This window comes from Paenibacillus sp. USDA918EY (assembly GCF_009870825.1).
In the GTDB taxonomy this organism is placed as follows: Bacteria; Bacillota; Bacilli; order Paenibacillales; family Paenibacillaceae; genus Paenibacillus_AQ; species Paenibacillus_AQ albilobatus.
The window spans coordinates 373,020-388,533 of record NZ_WTWY01000004.1; the positions used below are offsets into that span (position 1 = coordinate 373,020).

The window sequence follows — 15,514 nt, forward strand, 5'->3', positions numbered from 1 at the left end:
GCGGTTAAGTGAACAAAAAGATATTAAGCGCGGCGCTTCTGGCCCTTGTCATGGTCGCCGGAGCGGGCTGCGGGCAGAAACCGGCGGTAGGGCCTGCGCACCAAGAGGCTGCCCAGCAGCCTGACGATTCGTCCGTCAATGCGGCCCAGCCCGATCAGACGGATGCCGACGCACAGGAAACACAGGAAGGGAAAGAAGCGGAGCCGAATCAGGAAGGCAAGGCGGACGAGCCCGGCAAGCCGAATAAACCTGAACAGAACGCGGAGCATGCCTCCGAGCAGAAACAAACCATCGAGGTTTATTATACGGATCCGGAAGAGCTGGAACTGAAAAAAAGCGTGAAAGAAATCAAGTTCGCCAAGGAAAGCGACAAATATGAAGCCGCGTTCAAGGCGCTTCAAGTAAGCGGCGACGCCAAGCTGATTCCGCTTTGGGGCAAGATGGAGCTGAAATCGCTGGAATTCAAAGACGGAATGGTGACGTTGGATATCCACATGCCTGACGAAGCGCGCCTTGGGGCCGGAGGAGAACAGTTTGCCCTGGATGCACTGACAAAAACGATGTTTCAATTCAAGGAAGTGGAATCGATCGAACTTTTGGTCGACGGCCAACAGCTTGAAAGCTTGATGGGCCACATGGATCTCGATCATCCGATCAAAAGAAACGGAAATTAAGCGTCCAACGCTCATATGAACAAAGACCGCTCAGGCAGGGAAAACCCCGACCGGCGGTCTTTTTTGCTTCAATGATTCGCGCAAAAAACGCACAATAATATCATTTTGTCTACCAAAAGCCATAGATAAAGTTTTGCATAAAGAGGAATATATTCGCAACTTTTCGTAGCCTCCTACGTCTAACTTATGTCTGGTGATGTCGAAGGAAAGCCAAAGCCGAAACGTCAGAGCTAACGACAAAAATTTAAGAATGGGAAGGGTGAAGGATGAAAAAATTTGGTTTTATGGCAGTGCTTCTCTTTGTCTTCATTTTGGCGTTTCCTCACAATGGACAGGCTGCGGCGGGAAGTGCCAAAATTGTTCTGGACGACAAAGAAATAAGTCTGTCAGGAAATGCAAAAGTGGAAAATGTAAACGGCAATATTATGATTCCATTTCGTGCAGTCGGAGAGAATCTGGGGTTTGACGTCGCATGGGAACAAAAGACGCGCACGGTAACCATACAAAAAGATTCTACAGCTATCAAGCTGGTCGTAGGCCAAAAAACAGCCGACGTAAACGGCAAAAAAGTCGCCATGAATGTCGCGCCCATTTTGCGCACGGATACGGTGATCGTGCCGATCCGTTTCGTCAGCGAGCAAATGGGACTGACGGTCAATTGGGACAACCAAAAGAAGATCGTATACTTGTATACCCAGAATAACGGGAATGGAAACGGCGACGCGGGAACCGGCGCAGGAAACGGAACGAACCCCGGTGCCGGAGACAACGGGAGCAATAGCGGTTCAGTGGCGAAAGTCGACGGGATCAGCTTCAGCGATAACCGCCTGATGGTGGCCGTGACCGGTAAACCGAAGGTCAATGACTTCAAAATGAGCGGGCCGGACCGCATCGTCATCGATTTCGAAAATGCGGATTTTTCGGATACGTTCGGCAGCTCGTCCTTGGATCAGCACAAGACAGGCTCCTTGGATGTCAGCGGTTATCCCGACGTTTCGAAAGTCAGATACTCGTTGTTCAACGATAATCCTTCAACCGTTCGCATCGTCATCGATTTGAATGATGCCAAAAGCTACAAGCTGACCAACGACAACGGCTTGTACATCGTCGACTTGAATACATCAGACAGCGGCACGCCGTCGAAGCCGGGCGCAAGCGGCAAGAAAGTCGTCGTCATCGACGCCGGCCATGGCGCGCATGACCCCGGAACGACGGGCATAACGGGCAAAAAGGAGAAGGACTTTAACCTGGCGATGGCGCTGAAAGTCGGAAAAGTTTTGCAGCAGGATCCTAACATCGATGTCGTCTTGACCCGCAGCGACGATACGTTCCTTGAACTGAAGGATCGCGCCAAGATCGCCAATGACCTGAAAGCGGACGTGTTCGTATCGATTCACGGGAACAGCGCCGGCTCCTCGGCGGCAAGCGGCAGCGAAACCTACTACCAGCGGGACGCCAGCAAATCGCTGGCCAACGTTTTGAACAAGTATCTGGCGAAAACGACAGGCTTGCCGGACCGCGGCGTTCGTTACGGCAACTTCCACGTCATCCGCGAAACGAAAATGCCTGCGGTGCTGCTTGAAGTCGGATATTTGAGCAACAAAAACGACGAGGCGGCCCTCTTTTCGGAGAGCTTCCAGCAGCGCGTGGCCCAAGGCATTGCCGACGGAATCAAAGAATATTTGGGCGTTAATTAACGAAAGTCCCCTTAAAGGAGGCGGTACAAAATGAGCAAAAAAATTTGGTGTGCAGGCATTTTGGCTTTGGCGATGATCGCCGCGGCCGGCTGCGGCCAAAAGCCGACATCCGCGCCGGAAAGCGGACAACAACAGGAAACCGTACCGGGTGACCAAGGGCAGCAGCAAACGACGGGCAGCGGCGGCGAAGCCGCAAAAGACCCGAATGCGGACGGCAATGCAAACGGAAACGGTGCAGAAGGCGCAGGACAAGGAACCGGAACTTCCCAAGGGAATAACTCCTCCGGCGGCCAGTCTGAGCAGAAACCGCCCGAAACGGCGAATGCCAAAAAGGAAACGATCGACGTTTATTACACGGATCCGCAGGAGCTGGAACTGAAAAAATCCCAAAAGGAAATCAGCTACAAGGACGATGCCGACAAATACGCGGAGGCGTACAAAGCCCTGCAATCCAGCGGCAATGCCGATCTGATTCCGCTTTGGGGAAAAATCGAGCTCAAAAAGCTCGATTTTAAAAACGGCCAAATCACCATGGACGTTCATATGCCGGACGATGCGAGACTTGGAGCCGGCGGCGAGCAATACGCCCTGGATGCGCTCACCAAAACGATGTTCCAGTTTGACGAAGTCAAATCGGTGGAGCTTCTGGTGGACGGCGCCAAGGTGGAAAGCTTGATGGGCCATGTCGATTTGGAGCATCCGATGACAAGACATTGAAAATATTAGGATAAAAGCAGGAGCTTGCGTCCTTCTTGTCGAATAGCATAGAGTCGTGATTTTTTTGTGACGATTATAGAATCCGACCCGGTCTCAACCGAACGAAGCGATTCCATGATCTCAAGAAAAACATCCGCTCAATGCGGCCGTCTTCCGTGACAACGCGATAACAGCCGCAGTTCTCTTATACGAAATGAACTAAAGTTTGCGCTCCCCTGCATGCGCGGGTTTCCCGATGCGGCAGCCCGGGCGGGGGGGCGTAATCTCTTTAGTTCTTTCTGTTTATTTTCGGGATTACGCCTACGGCGGTGCTAATCCGCATTCAAGAAAGGGGAAAAAGAATATCATGGCTACACGGCGCATCAATTCATCATCTCATTCCAAAAAAGTGGTTTCGGCCGTCATCGCGGGCTTGATGGTCATGGGCTCCGGAACGGCGGCGTTCGCCGATAACGCGGCCGGCAATACGACCAACAATACCAGCAGCGCAACCAACCAAACGGTTGCAGCGAACGGGCTGTTTAAAGACGTCAAAAGCGGATACTGGGCCGAAAAACATATTTACAAGCTGGCTTCCCAAGGCATTCTCTTGGGCAACAACGGGCTTTTCCGTCCCAACGACAACGTGACCCAGCAGGAAGCCGTAACGATGGCGATCCGCTTTGCCGGGCTTGAAGGCAAGGTCGATCCAAACGCTTCGGTCGTGCTGCCTTCGAACATGCAGGTCAACAATTACTTCAAACCATACGTTGCGCTTGCGATTCAGCAAAATTTGCTGGATAAAACCTCCGAAAACGCGGCGTCCGATTCCAAACAGACTTGGGGCGAACGCAAGGCGAGCCGCGAATGGATCACCGAGATTTTGATCCGTGCGCTCGGCAAGGAAAGCGACGCGTCGGCGCTGGCGAGTAAAGCGACGTCCTTTGCGGACAACGGCAAAATTTCCGCAGGCAAACGCGGTTTCGTCAATGCGGCTTTGGAGCTGGGCTTAACGAACGGGATAGAAGGCAACCGATTTGATCCACAGGGCTCCGTCACCCGCGCGCAGCTCGCAACGTTTTTCAGCCGTGCAGAGGCTTATAGCAGCGTGCGTTACGCAAATTCGGCCGAAGGCGTCGTCACCGGGCTCAGCAGCAACAAGCTGGACCTGTACGTGGACGGAAGCATTCGTACATACGTATTGGACAACGCGACCATGTACTTCACCAAAGACTCCGAAAGCAAAATCAGCTTCGCGGATTTGAAACCATACACGAAAGTGATGGTCATCGGCAGCGGATCGAATGCCGCTTATGTGGAAGTGACCGATGCCAAAGAGCAGCTGGAAAGCGTGGAGGGCACGTTCCAGAAGCTATCCCCGGGCAATATTTTGTGGGTTGAAACGAACAGCACTTTCAAACAGTTTACGTATGATGCGGGAACGGCGTTCCTGGATCAAAACGGGGCGAAAATCGATCCTTCGACCTTGGCCGTCGGAAGCAAAATCGTCGTTCATCAGGAGACGTTCACTTCCGAGAAGAAACCCGTCATCGTGCAGGTGAAATCCGGCGTCGTCAACAAAAACGGAACCGGTACGCTGCAAAGCGTGGATACGGCGACCAAATCTTTGGTCATTAAAAATGCGTCCGGCGACCTCGAAAGCTACACGTGGGACGACAGCCTGGTCGTAAAATACCAAAATCAGCTGCTGTCGCCTTCCGAACTGAAAAACGGCGCGGTGATCAAATACACCGTCAAAAATAACCTGCTCGAAACGGTGGAAGTGACGCAGGGCGTGGAAAGAACGATCCGCGGCTCCCTGTATGAAGTCGGGACGAACAATGCCACGATTACGTACAAGCGCGAAGGCGGACAGCTTGAAGTAAAGCTGCTTGCCGAAAAACCGGAAATCGTGATCAGCGGGATCGCCGCCCCGACGCTCAACGACTTGAACGCGGACCAAACGAACGGCGACCAGGTGGAGATTACGCTCGATCCGCAGGACCAGGTGACGAAAATCCAGGTGCTCAACCGTCAAATGGAACAGAAAAAAGGCGCGACGGTCGTTCAATACGAGCCGAAGTCGCGAGTGCTGACGCTGCTTGACGCGAACAAAAAACCGTATGTCGTTACGCTGGACGAAAAAACCAAGTTGTCGTACAATGCCGCAAGCCCGACGCTGGAAGGCATCGCGCCTTACCTGACCAACGGCCGCAAAGTGAACATTACGTATTTGACCAACCGCGCGCTTTCGATCGAGGTCATTCTCCAATATGAAGGCAAAGTGACTTCCTTGGACCTGACGAACAAGAAGCTGACGCTGGTCGGCGCGGACGGACAAAACATGACGCTGCCGTTTAACAACCCGACCGTGTCGGTTTACGGGAAAAGCAACGGTTCGCTCTCCGACGTGAAGGTCGGCACTGCCATCGCGGCCGTGCTGAATGTTACCCAGGATGCGATCCAGTCCATTCAGGTGAAATCCAACGTGCAGTTTGAGCTTCTGAGCGTGGATTATTCCAACTCCCGCTTGACGGTGAAAAAGGACGGCGTAACCAGCCAATTCTACGTCGACAAATCGGTGCTGACGGACGAAAACGGACAGGCGATCACGGTGCAGGATCTGCGGGCAGGTCAACTGCTGAACGTGACGTTTAACGGCATCGACCCGGCATCCGCGCAGCTCGTGAAGCTGACGAACGGCGAGGTGACGGCGGTCAATTCCTCCGCGTCTCCAAGCATTACCGTTAAAACGTACGGCGGCTCGACGGAAACGTTCAAGCTGGACAGTTCCTCCAAAATCGTTAACGACGCCGGCAGCGCGCTCAGCATCACCAACGTTGCAGCAGGCAACCGCGTCGAAGTGCGCAAGGACGCGGACGGAAATTCGGTCGTAAAAGTGCTGTCCGTCTCCAATCAAATCTTCTGGAAATATGACAGTTATGCGAAGGAAATATATGTGAAACGCCAAAATGTCAATGATACCAACCATTTCGCGCTTTCTCCGGCCGCATACATTCATCAGGGGGATACGACTTTGACCGTGCAATCCCTGAAAGAAAATGATAATATTGTTTTGTATTTAAGCAATGGAACGATTGTAGAAATACAGAAACAATAGTATGCTTTGGGAATGGTCATGAGATACACCGTCTTGATACGGGGAGTCTTACCCGTATCAAGACGTTTTTTTTGCAGGAGGTACAAAAGCGATGAAGGCAGCAACCGTACGACATATACTTGATACCATCGGCGGGATGTTTCCCGACGCCCATTGTGAATTAAACCACAGCAATGCGTTCGAACTGACGATTGCCGTGCTGCTGTCGGCGCAATGCACGGACGAGACGGTAAACAAGGTCACGAAGGATTTGTTCCAAAAGTACAAGTCCCCCGAAGATTACGTTGCCGTTCCGCTTGAGGAGCTGGAACAGGATATCCGCAGGATCGGTCTGTACCGGAACAAGGCCAAGCATATCCGGAATTTATGCATGCTGCTGATGGAACAATACGGCGGGGAAGTGCCGAGTTCGCATGATGAGCTTGTCAAGCTTCCGGGAGTGGGACGCAAAACCGCCAACGTCGTGGTTTCGAACGCGTTTGGCGTGCCGGCGATCGCGGTGGACACGCATGTGGAACGGGTCTCCAAACGGCTGGGACTGGCCAATTGGAAGGATTCGGTGCTGGAAGTGGAAAAAAAGCTGATGAAGCAGGTGCCGCGCGACGAGTGGACGCTGACGCACCACCGGCTCATTTTTTTCGGGCGTTATCACTGCAAAGCTCAAAATCCGAAATGCCAGGTATGCCCGCTGCTTGACGTATGCCGCGAAGGAAAAAAACGTATGAAGACATCCCAAATCAGAAAAGATAAGGAATAGCATGAACGGATAGGAACTACAAAGATGGAGAAGGATGGGATTATACATGAAATGCATCTCAGTGTACACAGACAACTTTGAACTGTTTTCGGATATTATGGACCAAGTGATGGAAACCCCGTTGGCCGAAAATGAAGAAAAGGAATTCGAAGGGATTACCGTCAGCAATTCCGGCGAAGTGCCCGAGCATTATTTGGACCGCATGTCCGTCAAGCCGGAGGTTGTCGTTATGAAGGACAAGTCCCGCGGAACCACCATTTTGCAGCATGGCAAAGTGTTCGAAATTCTCGTTCCGGAGCTCGAAAACGCCAACGCCTAGATATAAATTCAATCGGATATTTACCTTAGCAACCATAAAACCGAAGACCATTCGGTTTTATTTTTTTGCTTTTTTAAGGGCAGCAGGCCGGCGCCCGGCGAAAAATGTTTCTCATTCCTTTGCCGAAATGTTAAAATGTAACTATTTGGGGAATCCGGAAAGGATTCAACGCGAATTCCGCAGTTACTGACAGAGCTAAGGGGAGAAAGGCAGTATGACGACATCGAGTCCGATCATTCAATTCAACACGGCTTCTTTGCAGCATTTGCAGGAACATTTGGAGGGCTGGGGAGATCACCAATCGGCCCAATTCGTAAGCGATTTGTTACAAAAGGCCGCGGCGGGAGAAATGACGATCGCTTTTTGCGGCCATTTTTCCGCGGGCAAGTCCAGTTTGATCAATTCCTTATGCGGCAAAAAGGTGCTGCCTTCCAGCCCGGTGCCAACAAGCGCCAACGTCGTTTCGATCCGAAACGGCGAGCCGAGGGCGCTGATCTATCCGGCAACCGAAGGCGATTCGGATGGCCGGGGATCCGTGCCGCAGGAAGTGTCGTTGGACGAATTATACGCATACTGCACCAATGGCGGCTCGTATTCGTCGGTCGAGGTATGGGACCGTATTCCGCTGCTCGGGGAACGCGGCGTGCTGATGGATACGCCGGGAGTGGATTCGACGGACGACAGCCACCAGAAAGCCACCCATTCGGCTCTTCATTTGGCGGATACGGTGTTGTATGTCATGGATTACAATCACGTGCAGTCGGAAAATAACTTGGCTTTTGCGAAAAGCTTGTCCGACTGGGGCAAACCGTTGTATCTCGTTGTGAACCAGATCGATAAACACCGGGAACGGGAGCTGTCCTTCGAGAGCTACAGGGCCGAAGTGGAGGCCGCTTTCAAGCGGTGGCAGGTCGACTATACGAGCCTGTTGTTCACATCGCTTAAAGAGACGGATCATCCGCAAAACCAATGGGAACGAGTCAAAGAACTGGTCGGAAGCCTGATCGAGAAACGGGAGCCGATTTTAAACTACAGCCTGGATTGTTCCGCACGCCATATCGCCGAGCAGCACGCGAAAAAATACGCCGATTCGCTTGAAGATGCGAAGGAACGTCTGTTGGAGGAGATGGGCGGAGCGGAGGCGGCCGCCAAGCTGGAAGCGGAAATCGCAGGCTACCGCAAAGAGCTGGAGCGGCTGAAAGAACTCCCGCAAACGGAGCGCGAGCAGATCCGCAAACTGGTCGACTCGCTGCTGGATAATGCCAACATTACGCCTGCGGAGCTGCGGGATCTGGCCGGCGCATTTTTGGAGAGCCGGAAAAACGGGTTCAAGGTCGGGCTCTTTTTCAGCGGATCCAAAACCGAGCAGGAGAAGCAGGAGCGTCTCCGCAAATTTGCGGCTGCCCTCAGCGAGCAGGCATCCGCCCAGATCGAATGGCATTTGCTGGAGCTGCTGAAGAAGTGGGGCAAATCGCTTGACGTGTGGACGGAAGAACGCCAGCAGAAGCTGCAGGAAATGATGCCCGAAATCACCGAGGGCATGCTGGAAAGCTCGGTGAAGCCGGATATGGTGCTTTCCGGCGAATACGTGTTGAACTACTGCCGGATGCTGTCGGCGGACATCAAGGGCATGTACCGCCGCGCCGCGGTGAACGCGGCGGAGGATTTGCTGGCGGATGTAGCCGCATCCGCCAAAGAGCAGCAGCAGCGCGTCGTCCGCGACTTGAACGCGCTGCTGGAACGGTCCGCCGCGATGTCCCGCTATCAGGAGCTGGAGCGGGACATCGCGGCGCGCGAGGCGGCAGCCCTGGAGCTGCTGCCGCCCCGCGTCACGCTCACCCCCGGCTTCCTGCCGGAGGTGAGCGCCCCTGCCCCTGCGGCTGCGCGGCCGCAGGGCAAGGATGCGGGCGCGCGGACGGTTGCGCCCGCCGCCCCGCTGCGCGGGGCGGAGCCGCTTGGCGGCGCGGCCTTCGGCCGCCGCCAGCGGCTGGACGCCGCGGCAGCCCGCCTGCAGGACGCGGCGGCGCTGCTCGCGCGCTACCCCGCGCTGGCTTCCGCAGCGCGGGGGCTGCGGAGCCGGGCCGAGGCGCTGGCCGGCGGCTCCTTTACGATGGCGCTGTTCGGGGCGTTCAGCGCCGGGAAATCGTCGTTCGCCAACGCATTGCTCGGCGAACGCGTATTGCCCGTATCGCCGCATCCGACGACGGCGGCGATCAACCGCATTCTGGCGCCGCAGGACGGCTTTGAGCACGGCACCGCCCGCGTGACGATGAAGTCGCCGGCCGCCTTCCGGGAGGACCTGGAGTATTCCTTCTCCGTGCTGCAGCTCGGAACGCCGCCGGAGGACGGCTGGCTGCAGGCGATCGAAGAGCTTCGGCCGGAAGGCATCCATCCTTCCGGGCTGCCGCATTACGGATTCCTGAAAGCGGCGGCCGCAGGCTGGAAGGATACCCGCGAACTGCTCGGCACGGTGCAAACCGTCGATTTGGAACGGTACAAAACTTTCGTCGCCGATGAAACCCGTTCATGTTTCGTCGAACGGATCGATTTATATTACAGCTGCCCGCTGACGGAGCAAGGCATCGTGCTGGTCGATACCCCGGGGGCTGATTCGCTTCATGCCCGCCATACGGGCGTCACGTTCCAATATATGAAACACGCGGACGCGATCGTGTTCGTGACCTATTACAACCACGCCTTTTCCAAAGGCGACCGCCAGTTTCTTGCCCAGCTCGGACGCGTCAAGGACAGCTTTGCGCTCGATAAAATGTTTTTTATCGTCAACGCCTCGGACCTTGCTTCCTCGGAGGAGGAGCTGGAGCAGGTCGTCAAGCATGTTGAGGGCAATTTAAAAGCGCGGGGCATCCGGCTTCCGCACATTTACCCGGTATCCAGCATGAAGGCACTGGAGGGCAAAATGGCCGGCGATAAAGAGCTGTATGCCGAATCGGCTTTCGAAGCTTTTGAAAACGCGCTCGGGTCGTTTGCCGGCGAGGAGCTGCCGAAGCTGTCCCTGGCCGGCAGCGTCCAGGAGATTGCCGCCGTCCGCCGCCGGGCTGGCGAATGGGCCTCCCTCGCCCGTCAGGATGCAGGAGCCAGGGAGCGGCGCCGCGGGCAGCTGGAGGAGGTCAACAAGCTTGCCTTGAACCGGATCGATGCGTTTGCCGCGCAGGATTTGGCCCGCGATATGGAACAGGAGACGCAGGAGCTGCTGTACCATGTAAGGCAGCGGATCGGCTTCGGACTCGGCGAGTTTTTCGCCGAAGCTTTCCATCCGTCGGTGCTCCGGGAGGACGCGGGGCAGCTGAAGCGGATCTTCGAAGGCTGCGGACGCGAGCTCGAACGGACCATCGTCCGCGAGCTGGAGCAGGAGCTGTGGGCGACGACGCTCCGGCTGGAGAACAAGGGCAAAGCGGTGCTGCGGACGGCTGCCGAAGAAGCGGCGAAAGACATCCGGGATTACGACGCGGCGATGATGCTGACGCCGCCGGAGGAAAAGGATTGGGTTTCCCCGCAATGGGAAGACGCGGGCCGGGTGCATTTTGTGGACTGGAACGCTTATTGGCCCTTGTTTAAGTCGCCGAAGCATTTCTTCGAGGGCGGCGGCCGGGAGAAGCTGAGAAACGCGATCGAGCCGGTGATCAAGGATGCGTTAAGCGCGGAAGCCGCCAAAAAGCAGGAACTGCTTGTGGAATTCTACGGCGGGCTCGTGGCTGCCGCCCAATCGAGGCAAAAGGAAGAGCTCAAAGAGCAGCTGAAGGAAGCGATGGATGCGGCGAGCGCGTCCCTGGCTTCCGGCGAGCAGCCTGAAGTGTGGGATAAGCTTGCGGCGCAGCTCGAGCAAATGGAACATGAGATCATGTCGTGACCGAAATGCCGCGATAAACGCGATATAAAGGAAGCGTTGCATGACGGAGTTCAAACTCCGAACATGCAGCGCTTTTTTGCTGGCGCTAACGGCGGTCTGCCTTCGATGAAGTTACAGCGATAAGCGGATTTCGCAAGCGGATGACTCACTGGTTAACCTTCGCGTTTCGGTTATTGGTAAGCATTTGCCAGCTGAAATGATCTTCTTGTTGGGTTCGGCAGAGAACGCGAGGATTTTCTATGATTTGATAAGTAAATCAGGATTAAGCCGAGGTAATGACCATTGATTGCCAATGCCGCGAAAATATGCCCGGTTATCCTCTTTGCCGCCTTGGAGAGACGGTGATAAACTTTCAAATATTCGACGTCGCATCCGGGAGGAACACGCAAAAATCGGGGGAAAACGGCCCGTAATCGCCGTACATCCGGCAGGAGCGGTTTTGGGGGTCGGGAAGAATTTTTAAGGCACGCATTCCGATGCCGCTATAACGCTCCATTCCGGCGCAGCGTTGCCGAAAGGGGCCTATTCGTCCGGTAAGCGCCGCCCCGCATGCGAAGCGATCAAGTTTTCAGATGACACGAAGGAGGAGAACCATGAATGTTCTCAGGCAAATGCAGAGCTTTTTTTGGGAGAAGAGGAGTTTTCTATATTTATCTATACTCTGCCTCGCCATAGCTACTGCACTCGGGCTTGTAACCCCGAACCTGCTGCGCACGCTTATTGACGATGCAATCCAGGCGCAGCATTTTGAAAAAGTCCCCGCGTTGGCACTAACCGTCATCGTGGTCGTCGCATTGAAAGCGCTGATGCAATTTTTAAGCGGTTTCTTCGGCGGAAGAATGGGGAACTATTTGGCTTACCGTTTGCGGAACGGATGTTACGAGAAACTGCAAGTTTTGTCTTTCCGTTACTACGACAAGGCCAGAACCGGAGACTTGATGTCCCGTCTGACCGGGGATCTCGAAGCGATCCGCCAGTTTATCGCCTTCGGCATTCCGCAAATTTTGAATACGATTCTGATGGTGGTGTTCGGCGCCGTCGTGATGTTGTACATCAGCTGGCAGCTGACGCTTATTACCATGATCAGCATCCCGTTCCTGGTCATCGTCGCTTTGAAGTTCGAAAACCGGATTCATCCGGCTTTCCAGGAAATGCGGCTTGCGCTCAGCGCATTGACCACGTCGGTCCAGGAAAACATTACGGGGGTTAGAACCGTCAAATCCTTTGCTCGCGAACCTTATGAAGTGGATAAGTTCTCGATTCGCAATGAACGATATAAATCCAACCAGATTTTTGCATCGGGCCTTTGGAGCCGCTATTTTCCGCTGATGGAGCTGCTCGCCTGCATCTGCGTCGTCGTGCTTCTCGGGGCAGGCGGCACGATGGTCGTCCGCGGGCCGTTGACGCTGGGCGGTCTGGTCGCCTTTTTCAGCTTGATCTGGTACATTATCGGGCCGATGTGGAACATCGGATATTTGATCAACAACTACACGCAGTCGGAGGCTTCCGGGGAACGGGTCATGGAGCTGTTGAACCAGCCGATCGACGTGCAGGACAAGGAAGGCGCGATAGAGCTGCGCACGGAGGACGTCAAGGGGCATGTCACGTTTGAAAACGTCACCTTCGCTTACGGGAACAAGCTGCCCGCGGTCAAAGACATCAACCTCGACGCGCGTCCGGGATCGGTCATCGGCTTTCTCGGGGGAACCGGCTCCGGCAAATCGACCATCATCCAGCTGCTGATGCACGCTTATAACGTAGACAGCGGCCGCATCAAGCTGGACGGCATCGACATCAACGACATCAAAGTGCAAAGTCTGAGAAGCCAAATCGCCTCCGTATTCCAGGAGACGTTCCTGTTTTCCTCCAGCATCCGGAACAACATCGCGTACGGCATGAAAGACGTGTCGATGGACGAAATCATCCGGGCGGCGAAGCTGGCCAAGGCGCATGACTTTATTATGGAAATGGCCGACGGCTACGATACGATCGTCGGGGAACGGGGAATGGGCTTGTCCGGCGGGCAGAAGCAGCGGATTGCGATCGCGCGGGCACTGCTCAAAAACCCGAAAATCCTGATTCTGGACGATGCGACGAGCGCCGTCGACATGGAAACCGAACACGAAATTCAATCGGGATTCCAGGAAGTCATGAAAGGGCGGACGACGTTTATTATCGCGCACCGGATTTCCTCGCTGCGGCATGCCGACGAAATTCTCGTCTTGGACGAAGGGAAAGTCGTGCAGCGGGGCAAGCATGACGAATTGATCCGGATGCCTGGACCATACCAGGACGTTTACCATATACAATATGCAGACCACATTGCCCGGATGAATGGGGATGCAGGAGAGCAGGTGAACTCATGAGTACGGCATTTAACGCGGAGAAGCGCTCTCAACAAGAAAAAGGCAGGCCGAAGGGAAGCGCCTCGGGCAAAACCGGGGAGCGTTTCGTATACCAGGACGATGAAGTCATCGAAAAACCGTTTAACTGGTCGCAGCTGACGAGATTGTTTTCTTACATGAAACCTTATACCAAACAGCTGCTGCCGCTGGTCATTCTGATGATGGTGCTCGGTACGGTGACGAAGCTGACCGTTCCGTATTTGACCAGTATGGCGATCGACAAAGCGATCGCGCCGAAGGACGGAGGTTCCGCAAGCCTGACGTTGTTGTATACGATCACGGCATTCGTCCTTGTTCTTTATATTATTCAATGGCTTGCGAGCACGTTCCGCATCAAATTCACGAATATTATCGGACAACGGGTCATATATGATCTGCGGAGCGATCTGTTCAAACATATCCAGAAGCTGTCGTTTAACTTCTTCGACAAACGTCCGGCGGGTTCGGTGTTGGTTCGCGTCACGAACGACGTCAACTCGCTGCAGGAGCTTTTTACGAGCGGCGTCGTGAACCTCATGATCGACTGCGTGCAGCTGATGGGCATCGTCGTCATTTTGCTCGTGATCAACTGGAAGCTTGGGCTCGCGGTCATCATGACCGTGCCGATCATGTTTTTCATTTCGACCAAGCTGCGGATTCGAATCCGCCGGGCTTGGCAGGACGTGCGGATGAAAAACTCGCGGATCAACTCCCACTTGAACGAAGCGATCCAAGGGATTCGCGTCACTCAGGCGTTTACGCAGGAGCAGGAAAACATCAAGTTTTTCGACAAAATGAACATGGACAGCAGAAAATCATGGGACCGGGCTTCCGCGCTCAACCAAGGTTTCGGGCCGCTGATCGAAATTACGGGCGGCATCGGGACGTTGATCCTGTTCTGGCTCGGCGCTTATCTCATCCAGCATGACCAGCTGACGGTCGGTCTCCTGGTCGCTTTCTCAAGTTATGTCGGCAGCTTTTGGGAACCGATCAACCGCCTTGGGCAAATGTACAATCAACTGCTGGTCGCCATGGCTTCCTCGGAACGGATTTTCGAGTTCATCGACGAAAAGCCGAGCATCGACGACAAGCCGAATGCGGTACCGATGCCGAAGATCGAAGGCAACATCAAGCTTGAGAACGTCGTATTTGAATACGAAAAAGGCCGGCAGGCGCTCAAGGGCATCAATCTGGACGTCAAAGCAGGCCAAACGATCGCGCTCGTCGGGCATACCGGGTCAGGCAAAAGCACCATCATCAATTTGCTCAGCCGTTTTTACGATATTTCCGGCGGGAAACTTACGATTGACGGCCTGGACATCCGCGACGTGAAGCTGGAAACGCTGCGCAGCCAAATCGGCATCGTGCTGCAGGACACCTTCATTTTCTCCGGCACGATTCGCGACAACATCCGGTTCGGACGTTTGGATGCGACGGACGAGGAGATCGAAGCGGTGGCGAAAGCGGTGAACGCCCATGAATTTATCGAAAAACTTCCGGGCGGTTACGATACGGAGGTTGAAGAACGGGGCAACATGCTTTCGATGGGGCAGCGCCAGCTATTGTCTTTCGCGCGTGCGCTGCTGGCCGATCCGCGGATTTTGATTTTGGATGAAGCGACCGCCAGCATCGACACGGAAACCGAGCTGAAAATCCAGGATGCGCTGAAGGTGCTGCTAAAGGGACGGACTTCCTTTATCGTGGCGCACCGTCTGTCGACGATCCGCCATGCCGACAAAATCGTCGTGCTCGATCACGGCGAAATCAAGGAAGAGGGCAATCACGCTGAACTGATGCGCCAGCAGGGAACCTATTACGGCCTGATCGAAGCCCAGTTTAAATTCATTTAATAATGCCCGGAAACGGCTTTTTGGAACATTTCACAACAAACTTCTGTACAATCAATGAACTTCTTCTCCGATTCGACAGCCGATAGGCCTAAAAATGAGGAAAGTTTGTGAACATTACAGGAAATTGTCGGAGCACTCTTGCAATCTT

9 protein-coding genes are annotated in these 15,514 nt (G+C 54.5%); all 9 read left to right on the plus strand.

Going from position 1 to position 15,514, the window contains the following annotated elements; all coding sequences use genetic code 11:
• Nucleotides 1-8: 8 nt before the first annotated feature.
• Nucleotides 9-674, plus strand: coding sequence for a GerMN domain-containing protein (locus GQY55_RS11845; RefSeq protein WP_236575558.1), 666 nt, complete (start codon nucleotides 9-11; stop codon nucleotides 672-674).
• Between the two features lie 266 nt (nucleotides 675-940).
• Nucleotides 941-2,371, plus strand: a complete 1,431-nt coding sequence (locus GQY55_RS11850; RefSeq protein ID WP_160041461.1) for an N-acetylmuramoyl-L-alanine amidase family protein — start codon at nucleotides 941-943, stop codon at nucleotides 2,369-2,371.
• Between the two features lie 30 nt (nucleotides 2,372-2,401).
• The gene (locus tag GQY55_RS11855) at nucleotides 2,402-3,088 is read left to right on the plus strand and encodes a GerMN domain-containing protein (RefSeq protein ID WP_160041463.1); all 687 of its coding nucleotides are present in this window, start codon (nucleotides 2,402-2,404) and stop codon (nucleotides 3,086-3,088) included.
• 346 nt (nucleotides 3,089-3,434) lie between these two features.
• Nucleotides 3,435-6,188: an S-layer homology domain-containing protein gene (locus tag GQY55_RS11860; RefSeq protein ID WP_160041465.1), complete on the plus strand. Its 2,754-nt coding sequence runs from the start codon at nucleotides 3,435-3,437 to the stop codon at nucleotides 6,186-6,188.
• A gap of 91 nt (nucleotides 6,189-6,279) precedes the next feature.
• Nucleotides 6,280-6,945 (plus strand): endonuclease III, encoded by a 666-nt coding sequence (gene nth, locus GQY55_RS11865; RefSeq protein WP_160041467.1) that lies wholly within the window; start codon nucleotides 6,280-6,282, stop codon nucleotides 6,943-6,945.
• A 46-nt stretch (nucleotides 6,946-6,991) separates the two neighbouring features.
• A complete protein-coding gene (locus GQY55_RS11870) occupies nucleotides 6,992-7,264 on the plus strand; it encodes an NAD/NADP transhydrogenase alpha subunit (RefSeq protein WP_160041469.1) in 273 nt (90 codons plus the stop codon).
• 214 nt (nucleotides 7,265-7,478) lie between these two features.
• Nucleotides 7,479-11,132 (plus strand): dynamin family protein, encoded by a 3,654-nt coding sequence (locus GQY55_RS11875; RefSeq protein WP_160041471.1) that lies wholly within the window; start codon nucleotides 7,479-7,481, stop codon nucleotides 11,130-11,132.
• 593 nt (nucleotides 11,133-11,725) lie between these two features.
• Nucleotides 11,726-13,498: an ABC transporter ATP-binding protein gene (locus tag GQY55_RS11880; protein ID WP_160041473.1), complete on the plus strand. Its 1,773-nt coding sequence runs from the start codon at nucleotides 11,726-11,728 to the stop codon at nucleotides 13,496-13,498.
• Nucleotides 13,495-15,366: an ABC transporter ATP-binding protein gene (locus GQY55_RS11885; protein ID WP_160041475.1), complete on the plus strand. Its 1,872-nt coding sequence runs from the start codon at nucleotides 13,495-13,497 to the stop codon at nucleotides 15,364-15,366. Before GQY55_RS11880 ends, GQY55_RS11885 begins: the two co-directional genes overlap by 4 nt.
• Nucleotides 15,367-15,514: the final 148 nt, after the last annotated feature.